The following is a 24495-nucleotide window of genomic DNA, read 5'->3' as shown; positions in this document are numbered from 1 at the left end:
ATCGTGGTAAAAAAGTATCCCTCTATAGCGTTAGATTCCGGGGGAATCTAGAACTATCCTTTGATGCCGCCGATCATAGTTCCCTGCACGAAGTATTTCTGGATGAACGGATAAACGCATAGGATCGGGAGCGTAGCGATCATGATGATGGCGTACTTCATCGTTTGGAGCAGGCTCAGATCGCCTTCAGCCTGAATTGTAGTACCGGCCACAAGAATGTTCCGGAGCATAATTTGCAGCGGGTACATCGAACGGTCGTTCAAGTAAATGAGTGCATCGAAGAAAGCGTTCCACTGATTCACAGCTGTGAATAAGCCGATTGTCGCTAATACTGGCATGGATAGCGGAAGCACAATACGCAGCAGCACTTGTAACGAGGAGCAGCCGTCGATCGTTGCTGCATCTTCAAGCTCCTCCGGCAATGCCTCAAAGAACGTACGCATGATGAACAAGTACCACGTGCTGATCAAGGAAGGCAGGACGATTGCCCAAATCGAGTTCAACATCCCTAGCTTTTGCACAACGAGAAACGTTGGAATCATACCGCCGCTAAACAGCAGCGTAAAAGCGGCCATCATCAGAATGATTCTGCGGCCGGGCAGCCATTTCTTCGCCAACGGATACGCCATAGCCGAGGTTACGAGCAAGGTTAGTATCACATGAACGATCGTATAACGGATCGTATTCCAGTAACTGATCCATAGATCCGGATTGCTCACCAACTGCTTATAGGCAATAAGCGTTACCCCCTTAGGAAAGATGAGCACATCCCCGCTCGATACGAGAGCGTTATCACTGATCGAAGCGCTGAATACATAAACCAGCGGGTATACCATAACGATCATCAGAAGGATCATGATCACATAGTTGAAGGTATCAAATACCCTTGAAGCCATCGATTGTTTGATTTTCAAAAGGGTTCCTCCTTTACCACAAGCTCGTTTCTGAATATTTTCTAGCGATCCTGTTAGCGGCGATGACGAGGATAAGGCCGATCACCGACTGAAATAACCCGACGGCTGTGGCGAAGCTGAAATCCGCATCCAAGATACCGCGCCTATACACGAATGTGTTGATGACATCCGATGTTTCATAGTTCATGGAATTGTAAAGCAGCAATATTTTTTGGAATCCGGTCTCCATAAAATGGCCAAGCGTAAGAACGAACAGGATGATCATGACGGGCACCATGCCAACGAAGGTAATATGTCGCATCTGTTGGTAGCGGTTCGCCCCATCCATTTTAGCGGCCTCATAAAGAGTTGGATCGATGCCGGCAATTGCAGCCAGATACAGAATCGTCCCCCAGCCGATTTTTTGCCAAACTTCGGAGCTGACGTAGATCGTCCGAAACCAATTCGGTAGCCCTAGGAATAGAATCGGCTCCATTCCGGACATTTTGACAAGAATGAAATTGATGATCCCGGTTTGCGGAGACAGAAACGTGACGAGAATGCCGGCGATGACTACCGTTGATAAGAAGTGCGGCATGTAGCTGATGCTTTGTACAATTCGTTTAAACGTTTTGTTCTTAAGCTCGTGAAACAGAATGGCCAAAATGATCGGTGCTGGAAAATGAAACAGCAAATCGTACACGTTGAGCATGACGGTATTGCGGATCAGCTTCCAGGAGTCGGGATTTACATAGAAGAATTCGATAAAATGCTTCAAGCCTACAAATTTACTGCCTAAAATGCCTTTACCGATCGAATAGTCTTGAAACGCGATGATGATGCCATACATAGGCACATATTTGAAAATGATGTAGTACAAAACTCCCGGCAGCATTAATAGATATAGCGCTCTATGTTTCTTCAACATGTACCACATAACATTTCGTTGCGGCACCATATCACCCACCCCCATTTACTCATAACACTTATAACTCTGAGTTAATGGCCTAACTATACAAAGCTAGGACTGCCCCGTAAAGATTGCATAATTACGGAAGTCTCTTTTTTTGCAGACGCTGGTTTCCTAGGATTCCAGGTCATTTCGGGAGATCGGATGAAAAAAAAGAGACTTCGGAAAAAATGAAGTCTCTGTTCGTTCAATGGTTAATCGTGCGATACTTCGCTGGCGTAATCCCTTCATATTTACGAAACGTTCGGATAAACGAGTTGCGTCCCCAGTAACCTACCTTCTCCGCAATGTCATCGATTTTCATGTCCGTTTCCAGCAAAAATTGCTTCGCCTTCATCAGCCGGTATTTCGCAATATACTCCACATACTTCTCTCCAACTTCTTCTTTGAAGGTACGGCTGAAGTGGCCGTTCGACATGTTCAAGAGCCCAGCGAAATATTCGATCGAAAGCTCCTCATTATAATGCTCATGAATATAGTCCAAAATCTCTGAAAACTGCTTTGCACGCTGATCAGGCTCCTCAGTCCGAAATAAGACACTGTGAATGTCCTGGAAACAGACTTTCAGTTCATCCCACGTCATACAACGATTGAGCCGCTCGAACAGGTCAGAATAGAACGGTACGTTAAAATCGTTATGCTCGGTTTCTACTGCGCGGATCCATGTGTTGAGAACGTCGGTACATAAATATTTAACCTGGATGGCAGTGGCATTCTTGCGTATTCCCACTTCAAGCATATCAAATGCAGATTGCAGCAGCTTATCATACTCCCGCGTCTTGAATTGGTTGAAGATACGGTTGACATCTTGAACGGATAAGAAGCTTTCCCACTGCGTTCGATCCCCTACATTCGGTCCACGGCATATCTCCACATCGGAATCAAGTCCGCGATTCTGCAGCACGGACAACGCGAGCTTATACGACTCATGCAGCTCCTCGGTAGCGTTCACCGTAATCCCGATTCCAATCGTCGCTTTAAAGTATTCGCTGTACGGTTCCAGCAAGAGACCGACAATGTTCGCGGCCTCCTCGGCTCCGAAGTGCAGAAACGGGTCATGCAGCACCACACACGCCATCACATCCGGCTTCGTTTGGCAGAGCCAGACCAGCGATGGCGACGATTTGACTATGCGTTCTTTGAGTTCCATGAATAAGAAAGACTTCGACGTCTCAGACAGCCGTTCATAGGCGGGCGAATTGTAGTGAAACGCAATGCAGAGAACCGTGCGCATCGCGTTCTTGTTATACGTAAACTCGATTTCCTTCGCATAATATTCAATGGACAGTGCGTCCCGATATTCGCCCAGCAGAATCTTGGTTACGAAAAGCTCCTGCAGGACGGGGAACATCCCACTCACCCTTTGGGACAGCTCTTTATTTTCTTCCGTAATTTCCTTTATCGGACGATAGACGCGACGGCTTAAATAGTAGGACACGAAGCTGCCCACCACGAGGAAAAAGACGAGAAACGCCCAACTAATCACCCGTGTGATGTACGCTGGCTTCATCAGGGTACGCAGATCCGCGATGCTCACGTAATACCACGAATCGTCGAAGCTAGATTTCACAAATGACATTGCGACTTCGCTCGTAATGAGAAATTGAGACCCCTTGGAATTTGCGCGTGTATGTTCCAGCACCGCCTTCGCTTCCTTCTCTGTCAAACCAACCTGATTCATGATGAGACCTTGGCTGCTCGCAATTGCCGTTCCTGTCACCCATTTTTCCGGAATACTGATCTGCTCTTTGACCTTGTCCTCAGCGAAATCGACAACCAAATACACATCGGGCTTAACGCTGTTAAACGGATAGCTCATTAAGGCGGACATGCCGATTGTACTCGGATCGGTAAAGTCCATCATTTTTTTGCCTGTAAAATGGGACAGGTACGCCTTTCTCTGCTTCTCGTCAAGCGGATATGTGAAATCAAAGTAATACCCTTTGTCCGTATAAATATCGACATCGACAACCAGATCGTGATTCACAAAATATAAGAATACCTTTGAAACCAATTTATCGGATTGAAGCTTCATCAACTGCTCTCTGAGAGAATAAAGCTGCTCCGCACGCTGTTGGTTTTCACGCGAATCGTCCACAGTACGGAGCAGACTCGTTAAATTGGAAGAGCTGAGCATGTTAATCATATTTGTCTTGAGCGAATCTAATGCGGTGTCCGTTTGCTTGGAAAAGTGGCTTATGATGACATCGTTGAGCTTCTCTGCATCCTTCTCGATCGTACGGACCACCAGAACATGTGCCATCAAACTGGCAACAATAACCGGCATGAGAATAACGATGAAATAGGTGGTAAAAAGCCGCCAAAAAAGGGCGAATCGGAACTTATGTACCTTAGAAATGCTCAACACGATCGCCTCCCGCCCCCTGTAACGTTCGCAGTGATGGCATTACGAATAACTAGCTTGTCGCGTTCTCAAATTTCCTTAATAGAGATGATACTGTTGTTTCATCTGCGCGAATTCCCGACTTTCGTCCCGAAATTGCTCCAACAACACCGAAACATCTAATGGATCTTCACGGTACACCTTATCCCCGCACAATAAATCAATAAAAGGCCTGGATCCCTCTTTAAAAGGTGGCAGGAAAGAAAATTGCTCATAGTTACGCTTAATGGTATACATCAGTGTGATAGCTGTCTCCAAAGGACGAATCGATCGGGTATCCAGTATATGAAGCTGAACGCCGCTGCATGACTCTCCCTGAAATTTGGAAAAGGTCGGTTTAAAATAGACCGGACGGAAAACGACCCCAGGCAGTTTCTTACTGTTCATCTCATCCGCCAGTTGTTGAGCGTCGATGAACGGAGCTCCTACAATTTCAAAAGGAACTGTGGTTCCTCTTCCTTCAGACATGTTGGTGCCTTCAAATATGCAAGTGCCGGGATACAGTAATGCGGTGTCAAACCGAGGAATCCCCAAAGAGGGCATCACCCAGTGTCGACCGGTATCAGTGAACTGCATCTTTCGCTCCCAGCCCTGGGCACGTATCACATGCAGATCACATTGCCAGTTCATCTGATCGTTAGCCATGGTGGCCACCTCACCGACAGTCAGACCGTAACGCACACAAAGTGGATAATTACCAACAAAAGATTGATAATCCTGCTTTAAAATGTTACCTTCTACCGTCACCCCATCCAACGGGTTGATCCGGTCCAAAATGACAAATGGCTTGCCTGCTTTCGCACAATCTTCCAGCGCATATAGCATCGTATAAATAAACGTGTAGTATCGTGTGCCCACGTCCTGAATATCATAGACGACCATATCTACCTCATCCAGCATTTCCTGACTCATGCGCTTGGAATCCTTACGGTACAAGCTGTATACCGGCACCTGTGTGATCGGGTCCAGATACGTTTCTATCAAGGCGCCTGCTGCTTGATCTCCACGCACACCGTGTTCCGGTGAAAACAGAGCTGTTAGATTGAAATTCTCATGCAAAATTTGAATCGTGGATACGAAGTCATTGTTTAAGCCGGTAGGTGCTGTAATGAGTCCCAAACGTTTCCCTTTAAATAGATGAGTGTACTGCCCAATGCAATCGATACCGTTTCTGATCATAACTGCCTCCCAAATTTTATTTGATAAAGAAAAACGCATTATTTCGCCGGTGGCGAGTGTTTTTGTTAAGTTTGTTACTATGTACGCAACGTCCGGGACGAATATGTTCAATCAATTTGAAGGTCATCTTCGGTTTACCCCAACGCAAAGTTGAGAAAACCTCTAACGAGGCCATTTATGAATGAGCAGCCGCGTATAGAGGTTGATTTTATTCTTATAATTCAGTTTTGAGAACACGCATATTTTCTTCTGGAATCATGAAGGTTTGTGCATATTCTTTTCTGGCTTCAAGGCCGCGGACTCTCATCAAATGCTTGTAGTATTCCAAATACTTGAACGACTTGCTGCCGGTTACGAACCAATGCGTGGAAACAGCCTTCACCCATAGATCGAATGCTTCTTGATCGTAGTCGACATACACATACGGACGATAGTCGACGGCGTCCTCCCAGTTCTCGGCATAATACAACCTCTGTGCAAAATGTGCTGGAAGCTCCCGCTCAAACGTCGGCAAGGCGGCAAAATAGCGGGCATCATTGACGATACGGTGCGTTGTCATATGATCCTTGTGCATGCTGTTCTTCCAATGCGTAATAATGACGTTGGGACGAACTTGACGAATGATATCGCAAACGCGAAAACGCATTTCTTGATTATCCTGCAGCTCGCCGTCAGGAATATCGTCGAATATGAACGCTTCCCCGCCCAGCATCTCGGCAAAGGTTTTCGCCTCATTCACTTTCTGCACGCGATATTCAGCCATATCTTGTCCTGCCGGGACGCCGCGTTCGCCAGCTGTCAACGCTAGGGTTGCAATGCGGTCCCCCTTCAAAGAGTGACTTGCAAGTACCCCCCCTGCCGTTAATTCGGCGTCACCAACATGGCCACCGATGGCTAGAATCGTTAACTTTTGCTCGCTCATTCACACAAACTCCCTTCTCATGACAGAAAATTGTTTGACGGTTGTAAAGCCTGCCTTCTCATAGATGCGGATAGCCGGATTCGAACTGCCCGTATAAAGCGACATGTATTCGGTCCCGATTGAACGAAAAGCTTCACACAGCTTAAAGAAAAGGATGCTGCCCAGACCGTGTCCCTCATGCTCGGGAATGACACCGATTCCGGCGAAATAGCCCCGGCCGTTGTCTTGACGAATGACCGGACCTGCAAATCCAATTACCTTGCCTTTATATGCAGCAATCACCACTGGCACACCCTCTGCCGTGCTTTGCCCGATTTCCCTCTGCCATAAAAGATTATTAAATCCATTCAGCATTTCATCCACGCCGTCATGCTTTTTCGGGTCGAACAATTCCACCGTGTAGCCATCGACTGCCGCCTTGCTTTCCTTGGCTTTGATATCCCCTGGTATGGTGAAACTGTCCAGCTTCAAATACATGGCGCACTCTTTAGCGCGTTCCACATACCCTGCCTGCAGCAAAAACGTATACAATTTACTTTCAATCGGCACGCCAGGCGCATTGTTATGCTCATGCTTCGGTGTCCCCGGTATATACCACGGCAATAACATCGGATTAAAAAATAAGGCATCACCTTGTTTTTTTCCCAACTGCTGAAAGCGACGCTCCAAAGCATCTAGCATGCCTTGATAATTCTCATCTGTTTGGAAATCATCGGCTAAAACAATGCAGGTGATGTATCCCGCCACTTCCCCAAGCGGCAGATCATCCCCTGTGCAGCCGCAGGCAAAGCCTTTGACTTCATTTTGTTCCAGTAACACAAAAGCATTTTGACTATCAAAATAAGTGTTGGCCGTGAAGATACGCTCAAAGGTTTGTTCGGTAAGCTCCTTGTAGCCTTCTTTCACGGCTTCTTCATTCCATAAGTCAATAACCGCCTGACGATATTGTTGATCCCATGACACAATCATGCTGAAGTAATACCTCCCCCATGCGCGGTTAGTACTAGCCCTTCACCGCTCCAACCGTTACACCTTCTAAGAAGTACTTTTGCAAGCTGAAGAAAAGAATAAACATCGGCAGTGCAGAGATCGTAGCACCCGCCATCATCGGCGCGATAAACGTCGTATTGGCGAAGCGGAAGTTTTTCAATCCCACTTGAATCGTCTGCATATCCATCGTATTGGTGACAAGAAGCGGCCAGAAGAATGTGTTCCAGCTGTCCATAAACGTTAGAATCGCCATGACGGCAAGCACGGTTTTGGACAAAGGCAGAATGATTCTCCAATAGATCGTGAACTGACTGCACCCTTCGATCTTGGCGCTTTCCATAATCTCATTCGGGATGCTGCTCATAAACTGTTTAGCCAGAAAAATATTATATACAGTAACAATACCCGGCATAATTAACGCGCTGTACGTATTTTGCAGCTCGAACACGTTAACAACCAGAATATACAAAGGTACTTGCGTAACTTGGTAAGGAATCATCATGGAGACAAGCAGTACGGCAAACAGCACGCCTCTCCCTTTAAAACGAAGTTTAGAAAATGCATAACCAGCCATGCTCGCAAAAATAACATTGGACACCATCACGGTGGTCGCGACGATCAGTGAGTTCAAAATCCAACGATACGAATACTCACTGTAATCAAAGAAAAATTTAAAGGAAGCGAATGTAAATTTGCTAGGTAAAATGGAATAGCTCACCGCTCCGGCCTCAACCGGATCAGCAAAGGATGAAATGACCATGAAATAAATCGGAAATATCGTCGCCAAAGCAAAAAGTAGAAGGAATATAAAAATGATTGAATTTCGAATGGTTTTTACTCTAGGTTTTCCTGCATGATTGCTGTATAAAGCCATTTTTTATACCCCTCTCTTAATACTCGACGTCTTTTCCTGCATATTTGAACTGTATAACCGAAATTCCCGCGATAATAACAGCTAGAATCAGCGATTGCGCCGCAGCTTTACCGAATTCAAAATAAGTAAATGCATTATTGAAAATCAGTAGACCAACCATCGTAGTGGCATTGTTCGGACCGCCGCCAGTCATCAAGTAAGCGTTCTGGAACACTTGGAAAGAACCGATAACACCCGTCACCAAAAGAAATAACGTAGCTGGTTTCAAAGAAGGAACAACGATGTGCCACAGCTTTTGAAAAAAGTTCGCTCCGTCCATTTCAGCTGCCTCGTAATACGTATCATCAATGCCGAGTAGACCGGCCAGGTAGATGATAATGCTTGTGCCATGACTGGACAACCAGGACATCAGAACCAATGAAAACATCGCCGTTTTGCTTGAGCCGAGCCAGTTCTGATTGGTAATGCCAAAGAAATGAATGAACTGATTTAAAATTCCGCCTTCCATTGGATCGAAGATCCAAAGCCATACGACGGATAAAGCAACACCTGAAGCAACAACAGGTAAGTAATAGACTCCTTTGAAAAAGCCCTGCGTTTTTTTCCTAAGCGGCAGAATCATAATCGCAATCACCATGGACAATAACAAGTTGACAGGTACTGTCAAAAGCGTATAGACGACGGTATTGCGCATTGCTTGCCAAAATAAAGCATCCTTCACCGTAGAGACATAATTGTCGAACCCAACATACGTGGAACCAAGAGGTTTATATTCTTGGAGACTAATGATAAATGCACTTACGACCGGATACGCCGTGAACATCGCAAAAACAACTAAAGCGACGGCAATGAATGCATATCCTGGGGCACCTTCTCCTTTGATTCCTTTTCTTTTTATCGGTTTAGCGATATTCGTTGCCATACTGTCTAACCCCCAAACCCCGTTTCAAAAAACTCGGATTAAAATAGTTCGGATAGCCGTGTAACAAGCATCACGACTATCCGAGGTTTACAACTTATGATTAATCTTTCACAACGCCGTCTGCGCCAAATGCGGCAATCGCAGCGGTTTTCACAGCTTCATACATCGCTTCAGGAGTAATTTCACCTGCGATCAAACCTTGGAACTTAGGCACGATAACTTCAGTTTCCAATTTAATCGCTTTAGCACCCAGTTCTGTCGGGATATCCGAACGAGCCGGTGTTGCATTTTTCAGCATGTAGTCAACAGCAGCGATGTTCTCAGGGCTTCTGTCAATTTTCATGCTTTCAGCCGCTTTTTTACCGCTTTGCGTAATGTGAGCAGAGAACAGATCACTGTTTGTTGCTGCAGCATTTTTACCGCTAGCTAAGAAGTAAGCAGCTTTTACGACATTCGCTTTGTGCTCAGCCGTAGGTTCCTTTTTACCGCGGAACGTCATGTAACCGTCAACGACAGTAGCGAATGATGGTTTTGCTCCTTGGAAAGTAGGGGCCGGCAATACCACATAATCAACCGGGATGGAATCTTTTACAGCACTTGCATCAGCTGCTTTAAGCTTTGCGTTATTGGTTTTAGCGGAATTCTCAAATACGGCTAGACCTTTACCTGTGATCATCGTTTGGCCTGTCAGGAACATGTTCCAACGCTTACCAGCATCTACAGAGCTAAGCTCTTTCGGCATGGAGCCGTCATCGATCAACGCACGAAGATCTTTCAGAAGACCTAGGTAATTTTTGCTAGTGTACGCATATTTCAAATCTTTATTAAACGCATGAGGCATGCCCGCATTTTTAGCCATGATACCCAAGTAGTCAACGGCTGCAACGCCTTTAACAGCGAACACGAAACCATAGCGTGTTTTGCCGTTTTCAGTTACGAGGCCTTTTTTGATTGCTTGACGGAATTCATCATATGTCCAGCCGCTCGTTTGTACTTTCTTCCAATCGATGCCGGCCTTTTCCAGGTACGCTTTGTTGCCGCCAAGTGCATGAACTTCCATGTACGCCGGGAAGCCGTAAAGTCCTTTGCCGTTCTTCATGTATTCAAGCGGAGCTTTCTCATAATCGTTAATCATCTCAGGAGTAGCTGAATCCGTGATGTCCATGAGCAAACCTTGCTGCAGATACTTAGGGATGCCATCAGAGCCTCCGAAAGCAATATCTGGCGGGCTGCCCGCATTCACTTGCGTATCCAATTTCTGCTTCATATCTTCCCAGCTTGCCGGTTCGATTTTCAAAGTCAGATTCGGATACAATGCCGTAAAGTCTTTGGACATTTGTTCGAAAGTCTTTTGGTAGTTTGGTGAAACTGGCGGCAGCAAAGCTGTAATGGTGTCTTTAGCTGTTGAGGCGCCGGCAGTAGCCGCTGGAGCAGGCGTGCCTGCTGGTGTAGTTGTTGCTTTCGTGCCGGAAGTACCACCACAAGCTGTTAAAGCCATGGTTAAAGCTACAACAGATGCTAATACGGGCATTTTTCTTTTCATGAAAATAGACCTCCATTATAGGGATCTTTGAGCGTTGCTCAAAGTCTCTCCTTTTTATATTAAGTATTTCAAACAACTTTGCTAAAAGTACGTATGGCTGTTTTCAAACGGCCGTCACATTGATTCAATGCTCGTTCTGCCTCCGCTGCATCCAAACCGGTTTTTATCATCATAATCGCTAATTTGCAATTCATGGAAGCGCTTTCCAGATGGGCAATAGCGCTCTTTTCATCTACCCCTGTTGCTGCTCTAATGATACGAACAGAACGATCATACAATTTGATATTGCTTGCCTTCATGTCTACCATAAGGTTGTTATACGTCTTTCCAAGCTTCACCATCGTACAGGTCGTCAGCATGTTAAGAACCAGCTTCTGTGCTGTCCCCGCTTTCAATCGGGTAGATCCCATTATCGCTTCCGGCCCAACCACTGGCGCAATACATACATCACAGACAGGCTCTAGTTTCGAATTTTTGTTATTCACTACGCCGATCGTTGCTGCGCCAATTTCCTTTGCTCTTTTCAAACTGGCAATGACGAATTGTGCGCTTCCACTGGCCGTAATTCCGATAACGGCATCCTTGTCTGTCACACCGCACCGTTCTATGAGTGCGATCCCCTCCTCCGCGTTATCCTCAAAACCTTCAACTGCAATTCTTAGCGCCCCATCGCCGCCGGCGATATGACCTTGCACCAGCATGGGGTCAATACCAAAAGTAGGAGGACATTCAGAAGCGTCGAGCACACCGAGTCTGCCAGAAGATCCAGCCCCTACGTAGAACATTCTGCCACCGTTTTTAAGAACATGATGTAAAATATCAACCGCTTTCATAATTTGCGGTATTTCTGCTCCCACTGCAGCGGGAACTTCAGCATCCTGCTCATTCATTAAACGCAGCATTTGTTCCGTTGTACATTCATCCATAATCAGTGTTTTCTCGTTAATCTCTTCCGTAGTCAACCTCGACAGATACTCATCCATAGCCATCCTCCTATCCTGTTTGTTTCAATTTCTAATTTCATACTAGCGAAAAATTTCATGATGGTCAATAGTTTTTGAAATTTTATTTCTTTTCACAATAAACTTTTGATTTTTTATTTTATTTTACAACAAAAAAAAGACAACGACCTTTTATCTGGCTAAGGCGTTGTCTTTGACTTTTTATTTACGATGTTTACTGCTGGCGATAATATCGTGCGTTTTAGCTAAATATTTCTTCACTTTCTTGTATTCCGCACTGGCTACACCAGCAAAAAGAATATCAATTACCGTCAGCATGGCAATTCGCGATCCCATGGCACCGCTTCTGATAGTTACCTCTGGTGTAGAGATGCTCAAGACGATATTCGCCTTATCTGCTAACTCGCTTTTATTATATTTGGTAATGGCAATAATGCATGCGCCATTCTTTTTGGCTATTTCGAGTGAATCGAGAATTTCCGTCGTACTGCCGGAATTCGATATAAAGATGGCCACATCACTTTTGTCCAGCAGTGTAGCAGCCGTAAGTTGGCTGTGCCCGTCCGTGTAGGTATGGCACATCTTGTTAATCCGTGAAAATTTCTGCTCCGCATCGATACCGACCAGACCGGAAGCACCGATTCCGAAAAATGCAATACGGTTGCTTTCACGCAGGACTTTTACAGCACGGGCTATTTCATTTTTATCAATAACACTGAGCGTGTCCTCAATAGATTTACTATTATTGCGAGAAATATTAGAGATAATGACGGATAGATCATCCCCTGGTTGTATATCGGTGTACTGGTTCTTCTCATCATCATCCATAGATCCAATTGAAGCTGAGATGCTTACAATAAAGTTCCGGTAACCTTTATACCCCATCGTTTTACAGAAACGAAGAACGGATGCGTCACTGGTCTTCGTCAGCCCGGCAAGGTTCTTAATCGAAAGATGCGGGATTTCCTCTAAGTTCTCCAAAATGTACTCGGCTACCAACTTCTCAACAGGAGTTAGGCTGTCTTTCATATCACGAATCTTTATTAAAATATTATCATTAATTGACATATATATTCCCTGTTCACCCTATTTTCTCTGAGCTAAAATTTTAATCTCATCATACGTATATTTGCTCAAAAAAACAAGATTAATATCTAAAATAATATACAATTTTGAGTAGTAAGGTAAGAAATTTATTTTCAATATAAATCTCTCAAAGTGAAATTAAATTCCAATTTATATTGCAGCGTTTCTGAAGGCGATGCTATAATAGCAGCGAGATTGAGCTGAATTAGGAAGGGTGAATACATGGATGACTAAAAAATTGAAAATAGCGATTATTGGATCAGGAAGCACCTACACCCCAGAATTGATTGAAGGAATGATTAAGCGAAAAGACGTATTACCAATAGATGAACTAGTACTCATGGATATTGATGCAAGAAAGCTCGAAATTGTAGGCAAACTCTGTGAACGCATGATAGAGGCAGCGAGTATTCCTTGTCGAGTTATCTTAACCGAAAACTTGGATGAAGCGCTGCGGGATGCGGATTTTGTGTTATCACAAATTCGTGTGGGTAAGCTGCCTGCCCGCGTACTCGACGAGACTATTCCTCTCAAATACGATTTAATCGGGCAAGAAACCTGCGGAATCGGTGGATTTTTCAAAGCCATGCGCACCATTCCCGTTATGCTTCATATTGCCAACCGTATGCAAGAACTGTGTCCGGATGCTTGGCTCATCAATTTCTCCAATCCAGCTGGCATCATTACAGAAGCTATGCTTAATCATTCCAAGGTGAAAATGCTAGGTCTGTGTAATGTCCCTTTCAACATGTTCAAGAGCATTCGTGAAACCTTGCAATTAGACCATGCTAACTTCACCTATGTTGGACTTAACCATTTAAGCTGGATTACATCTATTGAACAAGATGGTAAGGATTATGTGAAAACGGCACTTGATATGGGACTTAACAGTGAAGCGATGAAGAATATTCCTTCAAGCGGATTCAGTAAAGAGGTCGTTCAGATGGTGGGAGCCATACCTTCTTCTTATTTGGAATATTATTACTTCAAAGAGAAGAAGCTAAAATTGCTGAAAGAAAGCGAATTAACACGAGGCGAGAAATGTATACAGATCGAAGAGGAGCTGCTAAACATCTACTTGGATTCCGAGCTGCATTCAAAGCCGGAACTGCTTTCTACTCGCGGCGGTGCCAATTATTCGGAAGTGGCCATCAGTTTAGTCGATGCCATCTATAACGACAAACAAGAGGTACACGTTGTCAACCTTCTTAACAACGGAGCATTAGATTTCATGGAAGACTCCGATGCGGTTGAAGTTTGTGCTGTTATTGGTAAAAGTGGCGCCACACCGATCAAAGTGAAAGATTTCAATAATCAACATATCATTGATTATATGCGTATGGTCAAAGCCTATGAGCGTGAAACCGTGGCAGCTGCAGTGAACGGCAGCGAAGATGCCGCCATGCGTGCCCTTTTAATGAATCCATTGGTCGGTGACTACGATGCCGCACATCACTGCTTCAATGAGTTGAAGGAAGCCCACAGAGACTACCTGCCGCAGTTTTTCGCTAAAGAGAAGTAGTCATGATTGATAAAAACTACATTATCGGTGTCGACGGCGGAAATAGTAAAACGGACTACTTTCTATTTGATATCCAAGGGAACTTTATAGACCATATTCACACAGGTACATGCAGTCACGAGCAGTTCCCCGACGCATACTTGAGCTCATTCAGAATCATGAATGAAAATATTCAGCATTTGCTGACGCGCAATCAGTTAACCATGGATCATATTGCAGCCGGTGCCTTCGGATTAGCTGGTGCGGACATTCCATCCCAGAAGGAAAATTTATGCCACGTCATTGAGCGTATCGGCTTTACACACTATGCCATGGACAACGACTCATTCCTGGGTGTTAAAGCTGGCAGTGAAAAGGGCTTCGGCATTTGCTCCATTAATGGCTCGGGCTCCTCTACTGGCGGTATTTCTCCAAGTGGAAAGCGCCTTCAAGTAGGCGGTGTTGGCAGCGAGCTATCTGGTGATGAAGCTGGGGGGTTCTTTCTAGCCAGAAAAGTACTTCGGGCGGTATATGACTTTTACTACCGTATGGGGCCGGAAACCGGGATGACTGAACCCGTCATAAAGCTGCTGCAAATACCCGGTAAAGAACTGTTCATTGAATACGCCTTGAACGGCATTCAGAAGCGAACAAGTCCCACCACCAAGCTGGTGCAAATCCTGTTCTCCGCGGCAGATAACGGGGATTCCGTAGCTATGAATATTCTTGATAATACGGCCAAACAACTGGCCAACTCCACGGTCGGCTGTATGCACAATCTGGATTTTGACCATGAAGTCGATATCATTCTGGCAGGCTCCGTTTGGGTCAAAGCTGAAAGTCCTCTGCTGCTCCAAAATTTCAAAAATCATATTGCAAACTTGACCAATCACAGCTGCCATTACATCCTTCTAAAAGTCCCACCTGCAACTGGCGCAGTCCTATGGGCACTGGAACTAGCCTATGGTCATCCAGTGAATATAGATACTCGTCTGAAAGTGATTGAGGCGGTAGAACAACTCGAACGTCAATGAGCTATTTGGACAGCAAACAAAAAATGAGAAGGCAACAATCTTGCCATCTCATTTTTTTGTTTTTTCTGAGTCCCTAAGTTAATTACTTTAGGGACAGAACCTTTTTCAGCTTTAATACCGAACCATGCCTTGCACCTTTGGGACTAAGACATGTACCTCATAAAGCATCCAACAAACGTTGCCGATCATTCGATCCCATCGCTAAATGAATAAGGTGTGCCACCAATTTTTTCTGTTCTGGATTTAATCGTGCAAACACTCTTGGTTCTAGTAGACACATTTCCCTGATCACAGATTCCAGCTCTTCTTTTCTCGTATTGTCCTCAGGTTCGTCTTTAAAAGTAGGAAATGCCTTGGATTCCGCAAAGTCTTCAATAACATGATCTGCTAATAATCCCAAGTAGGGCTTCCTTTTTTGCTTAATAAACGTGTTGATTTCTTCAAGTAAAAATTGAAATGCCTCACTTTTTCTGCTTGCTCCAAAAGATAATTCCAATTGACCACCATTGTCTTCACTATCAAAATCAAAATGATCAAATCCTTTACTTTGAATATAAACACTATGATAGAAGGAATCACCTTTATTATTAAACGTTGTCGGCTGCTTATGCTTCTCCGTTAAATTCGAATCGATAAAGTAAAGTTTGGAATATTCATGATTGATTCGATCATTCCAACGAACATATTTGACTTCAAACTCCGTTTGTGTAGGCTCATGAACGATTTTAAAACATTCTCTTTCGGCTATAACAGATGAGTAATCTAAGGATATTCCATCCAATCTAACATCGAAATGTTTTTCAGAATGCAGTTCCAGGAACCACCCAAATTCCTTACATAAAAAAGCCAACAAATCCTCATATACAAAGTCTTTCATGATGTTATGAAAAGTGACCATCGTCCCTGAATCTTCATCTGTTAGTATGTTTTTCGTAACCTCATAGGTATCCAAATTTTTCGAATGAATACGAATGGTATACGTATTTTTAAGAAGGCCGTCTACATATGTCGTTTTCCATGTTGCATCTGAAGCAAAGTGATGGAAGGTTAATCGACCGATTCCATTCTTACCATGCATGGCAGAAGTCGTTCTGGCCCGCTTTTCAGGATCAACTTGTTTCTCTGATTCGAAAAATGGCGTAAACTTCCGATCTAATTCTCTCCTATCTATGCCATAACCATTATCAGCAATGACAATTTGATCTATGCCGCCTAGAACATTCTTATGAAGCTTAACATCTACAACGGAAGCTCGTGCATCGAATCCATTCCAAATATATTCAGAGATTGCTTGCAAATAATCAAACTTACGAAGAGTTTTTTCGATACCTTTTGAGGATATTTCTATTTTGCTTTTGCCCAAAACGATCAACCCCTTCAATGATTAATGAATCACTCCAATAACTACAAATCTATCATATTCCAAATCTTTCATTCCGTATGTCGATTCGTGCTTGCCTGATGCATATCTTTTTCGACAAAAAAACGACACCTCAAAGGTGTCGTTATCAATCACTTCTTAATTTCCTCCAGTGGAGAATGATGTCCGTAGAACGTTTTTTCTCTTATAACCGGGGCTGTCCATTTTACCGCATTGGCGATCACGCGCTGAACATCCTTGTTGTGATAGGTAGGATAAGTTTCGTGCCCTGGACGGAAATAAAAAATTCGGCCTTGACCGCGACGGTACGTGCAGCCGCTGCGGAACACCTCGCCCCCCTCAAACCAACTAACGAAGATTAATTCATCAGGTACGGGAATATCAAAATGCTCGCCGTACATCTCTTCTTCCGCCAAATCGATATAGGGGCCAATTCCCTCAACGATTGGATGTGAGGGATCAACAACCCAAAGCCTCTCCTTCTCATCCGCTTCTCTCCAAAGCAGATCGCATGATGTCCCCATCAGCTTGCGGAACATCTTGGAATGGTGGCCTGAATGCAGGACGACCAGCCCCATCCCCTCATGTACTCGGTCACAAATACGATCGACGACATCATCCTGAAAGCCCTTGTGATCGACGTGACCCCAGTAAATTAGAACATCGGTGGCATCCAGCTTTTCTTGGGTCAGTCCATGCTCAGGCTCATTAAAGGTTGCAAAGCTAATCTCAAATCCATCCTGCCTAATACCATCAGCAATGGCTACATGCATCCCTTTGGGATATATCCGGGCTACCTCTTCTTTTCTTTGCTCTTGGAGAAATTCATTCCATATCGTTACTTTAATCATACAACTCGCTCCTTTTTTTACAATGAATGCAGTTATATGGTTCTCGTTACTCCGTCCTTGGCTGAATCTATGATCGCTTGCAGCACTTGTTGATTACGGTATCCGTCTATGATTGTAGGGAGTATTGGAGAGTTAGCCTGCTCCAAATAATCCACAAAATCCTGCAGCATGGGCTTCATCGTCTTCTCGTCCAAATGAATGACTTTTTCTGTTAGCTCCAGCTTTTCGCCTTCTCTAACCGTCAAATGAACTTCATTCGGTTGCTCGACTGAAATCCTGACGGTGCCTAGATCGCCAAACAACGTAACATGAAATTGATTTTTCGTTCCAATGGCATTTTTATGGGTATAAAACGTGCCCATTACTCCGCCTTCAAGCACACACTGGAACCCGGTAAAGTCATCCACGTCAACTTCAACGGGTTGTAGTGTTCGCGGATCCGTTCGGTGATCGATAAACGTGCTCATCATACCGGACACTTGCGTAAATTCTCCTACAAAAAAGCGTGCCGCATCCACCATATGAGAGCCTATATCCGCTAATATACCTGACCCTGCCATCTCTTTGTTAAATCGCCAGGTGTACTCCTTGTTAAACATAGGCGCGTTTTCCTCTTGTAAGTAATGAGCGGCAATATGCCGAATTCGGCCTAAACTTCCTTGTTCTACAAGCTGTTTAACGTATTGAAAGCAAGGTCTGTAGCGGTAGGAAAATCCAATCATACAAGGGATCGGATTATTTTCATACAGGCTTAATAATTCATCTGCCTCTTCCATCGTTCGCGTGAATGGTTTTTCAGAAAATATCGGTTTACCGCATTCAATCGCATATTTTAAGATGTCATAATGGAATTTATTCGAGACACCCGATATGATAAAGTCAACATCGGCATCAGCAATGATCGCTTTATAGTCGCCATAGCGCTTCTCATCCGATAAGTTCAATCGATCACCGACCTCTTGAACGGCCTTCGCATTCACATCACAAATGGCTGTAACTCTCGTATTCGCAATTCTCGAAAGATGGTTCATATGATAATCGCCAATTCCTCCAAGACCAATGATGCCTACGTTCCATATGCCTTTGTTCATCCCGCTGCCCTCCCAATACTGTCTCTTCTATTACTTATCCAATCGTCAGACAAGAATTTCTTTCTATAATTTTGCTTTCAATAATCAAATTTTCCGAGTAATCCCCTTGCAGAACACCTAATTGGTGCATTAACAATCGGACAGATTGAGCCCCTAATTCCGAAGGCTGCAAATCCATGCTCGTCAATGACGGATTCGATTGAACCATCATAGAGAGATCTCCGCATATGACAAATAGAGAAACATCTTCTGGTACCCTGAGATTCAAATCCTTGAGTGCATTAAGGACACTGAATGCCGTGCGGTCATCATCTGCAATAATCGCGGTTACATTCTTCTTCAGTGTACCAAGGATATTAATCGTCTCGGCAAAGCCATAGTCCATGTATTCACTTGCATGAAGGGCAGGCTTATGATGTATCATGTGTTCTTCTACTTCAAGCTGATGATCTTTCATCGCTTTGATAAAGCCTGCTTTTCTATCGATGGACACGGTCATAAGTTCATTTGCATTTAAAAACATAATGTCTTTATGACCCTTGCCAATCAAATACTTGCATATGCTGTCAATAATCTTGTGGTTGTCGTTATCCACGCTGAAAGATTTATGAATATTGGAATTCATGACTCTACCGACAGTAACAAAAGGGATTTGTTCACCATGCATCAGGTTGATACGATCATCATCGGTCGTTGGGCTCATCACAACAGCACCATCAATCGGATAACTCGACAGGAATGGTGTTTTCACCTTTTGCACAGGAATCATATCAAGCAGAACCCTGTATCCATAAAAGGAAGCTTCCAGAATAACGCCATTGATGAACTGCGTATGAAATGCGCTAAAAAAGAAGCTGCCATGCGGGATGGTCAACCCGATCGCCATGGTTCTCTTCGTTGCCAAGCTTCGCGCAATATGATTAGGCACATAATTTAATTGTCTGGAGACTTGCATTACTCTCTCTTTGACTTCGTCGCTTGTGGGTCTTTTTTGGCTAAAAACATTCGACACTGTCCCTTTGGAGACTTTCGCTAATTTTGCTACTTCATCAATTTTAGCCATATATGATCAAACATCCCTTCAGAAAACCATCCATTTATCCTAATTCATCATTGAGTTTTTCCACTAAATCGATTAATTCCAGCGGATGGTTGATCGTATAGTCGGGTATTTCACTTTCGTCTGCGTGCAATTTCGGGTACCTGGGCGTCCAACTCAAGAAGACACTCGTAATCCCCATAGCATTGGCTCCTTTAACATCGCGGCTCAAGTTGTTCCCGACCATGACTATACGGGAGCAATCCTGCTCGCTGAGATCCAACGCTCCAATAGCGGCTTTAAACATACGAGAACTTGGCTTAGAAGCTTTAACCGTCTCTGAATAAACCATCGTTGTAAAATAATCATACAATCCATTTTGCGTTAAAATATTTTTGAACGATTGCGCCCTACCGTCGGCTACGATGGCTAGTATATATCCACGTTCGGCAAGCATCTTCACCATAATATCGGCCCCTGGAATCACATTAGCTTGAATGACAATATCATGGTCATCTCTAATTTCGGTTCCTTCATCAATGATGGTATCTCCGCAGTCCAGAAAAACAATAAGCTTCTTTGCATTAGGATCAATCGTTGTCGTATCACTCATGTGTTACACCTCTTAAGTTTAATTGACTCGCATAGTGGCAGGCTGCATAATGATTTTCGCCGACGGCCTGCAGGTCTGGTTCTTCCTGTATACATTTATCGGTCTTATACGTACACCTTGGATGAAAGTGACATCCGCTTGGAGGATTAGCTGGATTAGGAACTTCTCCTTCGAGAATAATGCGATCCTTCTTATAATTAGGGTCTGGCTCAGGTACAGCCGACAATAACGCCTCCGTATAGGGATGCTTGGGATGATCAAACAGCGAATCGACCGGCGCCAATTCAACAATTTTCCCTAAGTGCATTACAGCTACTCTGTCCGAGATGTTTTGAACGATGGATAAATCATGAGAGATAAAAATATAAGTGATCTGCAGCTGCTCCTGCAGGTCCTTCAGCAGGTTAATAATTTGGGCTTTAATTGACACGTCCAGCGCCGATACAGCTTCATCACATACGATTAATCTCGGTTGAGAAATAAGTGATCTTGCAATGGCGATCCGCTGTCTTTGCCCTCCGGAAAAGGCATGAGGGTACCGTTTGAGATAACTGACATTTAATCCGGTCTTCTCTGCGATTTGGGTAACTTTGTCATCCAATTGTGATTTCGTAAGCTTAAAGTTGGCGAGCAGCGGCTCAGCAATAATGTCGTATACACTCATTCTCGGACTCAGTGATGAATAGGGATCCTGAAAAATCATTTGAATGTCTTTTCTATATTTCTTGAATTCTTTGCCTCGCAGCCCTAGAAAATCAACTTGCTCTTCACCTTCAGGTTGATACATCACTTGCCCTGATGTGGCATCCATCCCTCTGACAATACATCGGCCTAATGTCGTTTTTCCACAGCCTGATTCGCCGACAATGCTTAGCGTCTCCCCCTCCAACAGCTCAAAAGAGACGTTGTTCAAAACACGAATGGATGAAGGTTTGCTAAACAGCTTATTCTTGGATTTTACTTGAAAATCCTTATTTAGATTATTTACTTTCAGTATAGGTTTAGACATCCTTATTCTCCTTCGCCTTCATCCTTATAAAGAAAACATCTAACCATATGGCTATCGGATATTCGCGTTTTCGGCACGGCGTGTTTATTGCATACACCTTCAACCCTATCCTTACAACGATCATAAAAGCCGCACATTGGAGGCATATTGAATGCCATCGGAACTGTTCCTTCAATCGATTCTAGACGTGTATGTCTATTTCCGCCTAATCTTGGCATTGATTTGAGCAGACCCTTCGTATACGGATGTTTAGGATTATTGAAAATTTCTTCTACTGTCGATTGCTCAACAATTTTCCCCAGATACATGACAGCCACTTCGTCGCACATTTCTGCTATGATTCCAAGATCATGCGTCACCAGCAGAATGGCCATGCCAAATTCCTGTTGGAGTCCCTTCATAAGCTCTAACACTTGTGCTTGAATGGTTACATCCAGCGCAGTTGTGGGCTCATCGGCAATTAACAATTCCGGATTGCAGGACAAGGCCATTGAGATCATCGCACGCTGGCGCATGCCGCCGGAAAATTCATGCGGAAATTGGTCAAACCGCTTCTCTTGATCGGAAATCCCAACTTTACTGAGCATTTCTAGCGCTATCTTCTTGGCCTCTTTTTTATTTTTGGTACGATGGATCAAAATGGATTCCATGATCTGATTCCCGATCGTATACATTGGTGAAAATGCCGTCATGGGTTCTTGAAATATCATAGCAATTTTGCGACCGCGAATCGATCGAATTTGTTTACTGTGTGTATCTAAAGATAACAAATCCAAATGGTTTAACGCCTTCTCAGAGGTGGAGTGATAAACAATCTTCCCTGAGGTTTCACACTCTTTAGGATTAATACTGATGATAGCTCGACTGGTCAGGCTTTTTCCACAGCCGGATTCGCCAACTAGACCTAATGTTTTCCCTTTTTTGATCTCAAAATCAACGCCATCTACCGCTTTCATTTCCCCATTATCCATTTGAATGCGAATTTTGAGGTCTTGCACGGAGAGAAGGGGCTGCTCGGATTGTGAAACGGAAGCTTGAGATGTCATAATATCTCCTCGCCTTACTCTAATATGGGTTATTTCTTGTATGGATCAGCAGCATCGCGCAATCCGTCGCCTAGAAAGTTAAAGGTTAATACGGTAACGATAACAAATCCTAAGGGGATTAGCTTCCATGGGTACAAAGCGACATTCTCGATCTGTTGAGCTTCCTGAAGCAGAACACCCCAACTGGTAGCAGGAGAGCGTATACCAAGTCCAAGAAAGCTCATGGCCGTCTCGCCGAGAATCATGCCGGGTATGGCAAGAGTCGTTGCCACAACCAAGTAGCTGATAAAGCCAGGCAAAAGATGTTTAATAATGATTTTAGCATCGCTAACACCGGCTATTTTGGCTGCTAGCACATATTCCTCATTTTTCAACGAAATAAACTTTCCTCTTGCTACCCTAGCCAACTCCGTCCAACCAATAAAGGCGAAAATAATGACAATGTAGATATACATCGTTACTACGGGCACACGCGGTGGAATTGCAGCCGATAATGCCATCCATAGGGGAAGCGTCGGAAATGAACGAATAATTTCAATGAAGCGCTGAATGACCGAATCGAGCCATCCTCCGAAATATCCGGATACACCCCCGATAAACAAACCAAGGACAAAGCTAATCGTTACGCCAATGAGAGGGATACTTAATGAAATCTGACTTCCCATGACAATACGCGATAATAAGTCTCTGCCCATCCCATCTGTACCGAATATAAATATACGACCAGGTTCATCGACGCCAAATAGATGTCTATTCGTTGGAATCAAGCCAAGAAATTTATAGCTTTCACCTTTGACAAAAAAGCGGATCGAATGGCGAACCTTCTCATCCGGAACAAAGACTTTACGAAGTGTAACCGGGTCTCTGGCTGACTTTAGGTCATAGACAAACGGTCTAAATTGAAACTTGCCCTCGGCATCTATGAAGCTTACTTTAGCTGGAGGCGCATTCACATATTTACTGTCGTAGCTCTCCAAACCATAAGGCGCTATAAACTGAGCAAAGATGGCTGCTATGTAGAACAAGGATAGAATCACTAAGCTGATACGGGCTAATTTATGCTTTTTTAACCTGTGATACATAAGACGCCATTGTGAACTGTAATAGACATCGTTGTTTTTTTGAGGCTTGATCACATTTAATTTCTGTTTCCCTGTTATCGGAATTGTTTTCATAGGTTATGTACCTCTGAACTCTGTGCGAATTTTTGGATCGAGCCATGCCAATAAAATATCCGAAATCAATGTCCCTATAACGGTTAATACAGCCATAAACAATAACCAAGTGCCTGCCAAATACATATCCTGGGCTAATAATGCGTTATACATAACGGGGCCTTGAATAGGTAAATTCAAAACAATCGCTGTAATCGTCGAACCTGTGAAAATCGAGGTTAGTGACCATCCAATCGTACTAACGATCGGATTCATAGCAGCGCGCGTCGGATATTTAAGCAATATTTTCGTTTCCGATAAGCCCTTTGATCTAGCTGTCACCACATTCGGCTTATTTAATTCGTCCAACATTTGACCTCTCATGACTCGAATCAGCTCTGCTGTGTTCGCCAAGCCAATTACAAGAACTGGGATAATCATATGCTTCAGCAAATCAAGAACCTTGTCCATCGACCAACCCGCATTGACGAATTCACTTGAAAATAGCCCTAGCAAGGGATCACCAAAATATACATAAGAGAGGTACATTAAAATAATAGCCATTAAGAAGTGAGGGGTAGCCATGCCAAGAAAGCCTATGGCTGAAAAAATATAATCACCAATTGAATATTGTCTTACCGCACAGTAAATGCCGATTGGGATCGCCACCGCATAGGTAAAGGCCATCGTTACCAAAGAGACGATGATCGTTAACCCCATGTATTGCGATATGACGTCCATAACAGGCCTGTTATAGCTGAACGAATACCCGAAATCGAAATTAATAACAATATTTTTCATCCACGCTAGGTATTGCATAAACCATGGTTGATCCAATCTTAAGCTTGCTCTCATTTCATCCATATCTTGTTGCGTCATGACATCGCCTGCCACAGACATCTTAGCCGCATAAGTCGATACATAGTCACCTGGCGGCAGTTGAATGATATAGAAGACGATCATTGAAATAAAAATAACGACAGGGATTACCAAAATGATTCTTCTTAAAATATATTGGAGCATCTCTATCC

22 protein-coding genes are annotated in these 24495 nt (G+C 43.9%); 2 read left to right on the top strand and 20 right to left on the bottom strand.

Annotation, left to right across the window (positions count from 1 at the left end):
• Window positions 1-53 precede the first annotated feature (53 nt).
• The 11 genes from QFZ78_RS35410 to QFZ78_RS35360 form a co-directional block, all read right to left on the bottom strand.
• On the bottom strand, window positions 54-914 hold the full coding sequence (locus tag QFZ78_RS35410) for a carbohydrate ABC transporter permease (protein WP_171693527.1): 861 nt from the start codon (window positions 912-914) through the stop codon (window positions 54-56).
• A gap of 13 nt (window positions 915-927) precedes the next feature.
• Window positions 928-1851, bottom strand: coding sequence for an ABC transporter permease (locus QFZ78_RS35405; RefSeq protein ID WP_373461091.1), 924 nt, complete (start codon window positions 1849-1851; stop codon window positions 928-930).
• Window positions 1852-2050: 199 nt separating this feature from the next.
• Window positions 2051-4231, bottom strand: a complete 2181-nt coding sequence (locus tag QFZ78_RS35400; RefSeq protein WP_373461090.1) for a helix-turn-helix domain-containing protein — start codon at window positions 4229-4231, stop codon at window positions 2051-2053.
• A 75-nt stretch (window positions 4232-4306) separates the two neighbouring features.
• Window positions 4307-5446, bottom strand: coding sequence for an exo-beta-N-acetylmuramidase NamZ family protein (locus tag QFZ78_RS35395; protein ID WP_307554383.1), 1140 nt, complete (start codon window positions 5444-5446; stop codon window positions 4307-4309).
• Window positions 5447-5660: 214 nt separating this feature from the next.
• On the bottom strand, window positions 5661-6368 hold the full coding sequence (locus tag QFZ78_RS35390; protein WP_307554381.1) for a PIG-L deacetylase family protein: 708 nt from the start codon (window positions 6366-6368) through the stop codon (window positions 5661-5663).
• Window positions 6369-7337, bottom strand: coding sequence for a GNAT family N-acetyltransferase (locus QFZ78_RS35385; RefSeq protein WP_307554379.1), 969 nt, complete (start codon window positions 7335-7337; stop codon window positions 6369-6371). It lies immediately after the preceding gene.
• A 34-nt stretch (window positions 7338-7371) separates the two neighbouring features.
• Window positions 7372-8232, bottom strand: coding sequence for a carbohydrate ABC transporter permease (locus QFZ78_RS35380; protein ID WP_307554377.1), 861 nt, complete (start codon window positions 8230-8232; stop codon window positions 7372-7374).
• A gap of 16 nt (window positions 8233-8248) precedes the next feature.
• Window positions 8249-9154 (bottom strand): carbohydrate ABC transporter permease, encoded by a 906-nt coding sequence (locus QFZ78_RS35375; RefSeq protein WP_307554375.1) that lies wholly within the window; start codon window positions 9152-9154, stop codon window positions 8249-8251.
• A gap of 100 nt (window positions 9155-9254) precedes the next feature.
• Complete coding sequence (locus tag QFZ78_RS35370) at window positions 9255-10697, bottom strand: ABC transporter substrate-binding protein (protein WP_307554373.1); 1443 nt, start codon at window positions 10695-10697, stop codon at window positions 9255-9257.
• Between the two features lie 68 nt (window positions 10698-10765).
• A complete protein-coding gene (gene murQ, locus QFZ78_RS35365; protein WP_307554371.1) occupies window positions 10766-11680 on the bottom strand; it encodes an N-acetylmuramic acid 6-phosphate etherase in 915 nt (304 codons plus the stop codon).
• A 180-nt stretch (window positions 11681-11860) separates the two neighbouring features.
• Window positions 11861-12727: a MurR/RpiR family transcriptional regulator gene (locus QFZ78_RS35360; protein WP_307554369.1), complete on the bottom strand. Its 867-nt coding sequence runs from the start codon at window positions 12725-12727 to the stop codon at window positions 11861-11863.
• 244 nt (window positions 12728-12971) lie between these two features.
• Between QFZ78_RS35360 and QFZ78_RS35355 the strand changes: the two genes are divergently transcribed.
• Window positions 12972-14267: a 6-phospho-beta-glucosidase gene (locus QFZ78_RS35355; RefSeq protein ID WP_307554368.1), complete on the top strand. Its 1296-nt coding sequence runs from the start codon at window positions 12972-12974 to the stop codon at window positions 14265-14267.
• Window positions 14268-14269: 2 nt separating this feature from the next.
• Window positions 14270-15280: a BadF/BadG/BcrA/BcrD ATPase family protein gene (locus QFZ78_RS35350; RefSeq protein ID WP_307554366.1), complete on the top strand. Its 1011-nt coding sequence runs from the start codon at window positions 14270-14272 to the stop codon at window positions 15278-15280.
• Window positions 15281-15437: 157 nt separating this feature from the next.
• Here the strand turns inward: QFZ78_RS35350 and QFZ78_RS35345 are convergent, their stop codons facing one another.
• The 9 genes from QFZ78_RS35345 to QFZ78_RS35305 all read right to left on the bottom strand — a co-directional run bounded on the left by QFZ78_RS35345 (window position 15438) and on the right by QFZ78_RS35305 (window position 24487).
• Window positions 15438-16643: an ATP-binding protein gene (locus QFZ78_RS35345; RefSeq protein WP_307554364.1), complete on the bottom strand. Its 1206-nt coding sequence runs from the start codon at window positions 16641-16643 to the stop codon at window positions 15438-15440.
• A gap of 149 nt (window positions 16644-16792) precedes the next feature.
• Complete coding sequence (locus QFZ78_RS35340) at window positions 16793-17512, bottom strand: ThuA domain-containing protein (protein WP_307554362.1); 720 nt, start codon at window positions 17510-17512, stop codon at window positions 16793-16795.
• A 32-nt stretch (window positions 17513-17544) separates the two neighbouring features.
• Window positions 17545-18603 carry a Gfo/Idh/MocA family protein gene (locus QFZ78_RS35335; protein WP_307554360.1) on the bottom strand — a complete coding sequence of 353 codons (1059 nt, stop codon included), beginning with the start codon at window positions 18601-18603 and terminating at the stop codon, window positions 17545-17547.
• A 34-nt stretch (window positions 18604-18637) separates the two neighbouring features.
• Window positions 18638-19666 (bottom strand): LacI family DNA-binding transcriptional regulator, encoded by a 1029-nt coding sequence (locus tag QFZ78_RS35330; RefSeq protein WP_307554356.1) that lies wholly within the window; start codon window positions 19664-19666, stop codon window positions 18638-18640.
• A gap of 34 nt (window positions 19667-19700) precedes the next feature.
• Entirely contained in the window at window positions 19701-20255 is a 555-nt protein-coding gene (locus QFZ78_RS35325) for an HAD family hydrolase (protein WP_307554354.1), read from the bottom strand.
• Window positions 20248-21264, bottom strand: coding sequence for an ABC transporter ATP-binding protein (locus QFZ78_RS35320; RefSeq protein WP_307554352.1), 1017 nt, complete (start codon window positions 21262-21264; stop codon window positions 20248-20250). The genes QFZ78_RS35325 and QFZ78_RS35320 overlap by 8 nt, the downstream gene beginning before the upstream one ends.
• A gap of 2 nt (window positions 21265-21266) precedes the next feature.
• Window positions 21267-22310, bottom strand: a complete 1044-nt coding sequence (locus QFZ78_RS35315; RefSeq protein ID WP_307554350.1) for an ABC transporter ATP-binding protein — start codon at window positions 22308-22310, stop codon at window positions 21267-21269.
• A gap of 29 nt (window positions 22311-22339) precedes the next feature.
• Window positions 22340-23485, bottom strand: a complete 1146-nt coding sequence (locus QFZ78_RS35310) for an ABC transporter permease (protein ID WP_307554349.1) — start codon at window positions 23483-23485, stop codon at window positions 22340-22342.
• A 3-nt stretch (window positions 23486-23488) separates the two neighbouring features.
• Window positions 23489-24487 (bottom strand): ABC transporter permease, encoded by a 999-nt coding sequence (locus tag QFZ78_RS35305; protein WP_307554347.1) that lies wholly within the window; start codon window positions 24485-24487, stop codon window positions 23489-23491.
• Window positions 24488-24495: the final 8 nt, after the last annotated feature.

This window comes from Paenibacillus sp. V4I5 (genome assembly GCF_030817255.1).
Lineage (GTDB): Bacteria > Bacillota > Bacilli > Paenibacillales > NBRC-103111 > Paenibacillus_E.
This window is presented reverse-complemented; position numbering and strand designations above follow the sequence as displayed.

Excerpts from the sequence above, each read along its gene's own strand:
- QFZ78_RS35405 (WP_373461091.1), bottom strand. The coding sequence starts at position 1,851 with ATGGTGCCGCAACGAAATGTTATGTGGTACATGTTGAAGAAACATAGA.
- QFZ78_RS35395 (WP_307554383.1), bottom strand. The coding sequence starts at position 5,446 with ATGATCAGAAACGGTATCGATTGCATTGGGCAGTACACTCATCTATTT.
- QFZ78_RS35390 (WP_307554381.1), bottom strand. The coding sequence starts at position 6,368 with ATGAGCGAGCAAAAGTTAACGATTCTAGCCATCGGTGGCCATGTTGGT.
- QFZ78_RS35385 (WP_307554379.1), bottom strand. The coding sequence starts at position 7,337 with ATGATTGTGTCATGGGATCAACAATATCGTCAGGCGGTTATTGACTTA.
- QFZ78_RS35380 (WP_307554377.1), bottom strand. The coding sequence starts at position 8,232 with ATGGCTTTATACAGCAATCATGCAGGAAAACCTAGAGTAAAAACCATT.
- QFZ78_RS35375 (WP_307554375.1), bottom strand. The coding sequence starts at position 9,154 with ATGGCAACGAATATCGCTAAACCGATAAAAAGAAAAGGAATCAAAGGA.
- QFZ78_RS35370 (WP_307554373.1), bottom strand. The coding sequence starts at position 10,697 with ATGAAAAGAAAAATGCCCGTATTAGCATCTGTTGTAGCTTTAACCATG.
- murQ (WP_307554371.1), bottom strand. The coding sequence starts at position 11,680 with ATGGATGAGTATCTGTCGAGGTTGACTACGGAAGAGATTAACGAGAAA.
- QFZ78_RS35360 (WP_307554369.1), bottom strand. The coding sequence starts at position 12,727 with ATGTCAATTAATGATAATATTTTAATAAAGATTCGTGATATGAAAGAC.
- QFZ78_RS35355 (WP_307554368.1), top strand. The coding sequence starts at position 12,972 with ATGACTAAAAAATTGAAAATAGCGATTATTGGATCAGGAAGCACCTAC.
- QFZ78_RS35350 (WP_307554366.1), top strand. The coding sequence starts at position 14,270 with ATGATTGATAAAAACTACATTATCGGTGTCGACGGCGGAAATAGTAAA.
- QFZ78_RS35340 (WP_307554362.1), bottom strand. The coding sequence starts at position 17,512 with ATGATTAAAGTAACGATATGGAATGAATTTCTCCAAGAGCAAAGAAAA.
- QFZ78_RS35335 (WP_307554360.1), bottom strand. The coding sequence starts at position 18,603 with ATGAACAAAGGCATATGGAACGTAGGCATCATTGGTCTTGGAGGAATT.
- QFZ78_RS35330 (WP_307554356.1), bottom strand. The coding sequence starts at position 19,666 with ATGGCTAAAATTGATGAAGTAGCAAAATTAGCGAAAGTCTCCAAAGGG.
- QFZ78_RS35325 (WP_307554354.1), bottom strand. The coding sequence starts at position 20,255 with ATGAGTGATACGACAACGATTGATCCTAATGCAAAGAAGCTTATTGTT.
- QFZ78_RS35320 (WP_307554352.1), bottom strand. The coding sequence starts at position 21,264 with ATGTCTAAACCTATACTGAAAGTAAATAATCTAAATAAGGATTTTCAA.
- QFZ78_RS35315 (WP_307554350.1), bottom strand. The coding sequence starts at position 22,310 with ATGACATCTCAAGCTTCCGTTTCACAATCCGAGCAGCCCCTTCTCTCC.
- QFZ78_RS35310 (WP_307554349.1), bottom strand. The coding sequence starts at position 23,485 with ATGAAAACAATTCCGATAACAGGGAAACAGAAATTAAATGTGATCAAG.
- QFZ78_RS35305 (WP_307554347.1), bottom strand. The coding sequence starts at position 24,487 with ATGCTCCAATATATTTTAAGAAGAATCATTTTGGTAATCCCTGTCGTT.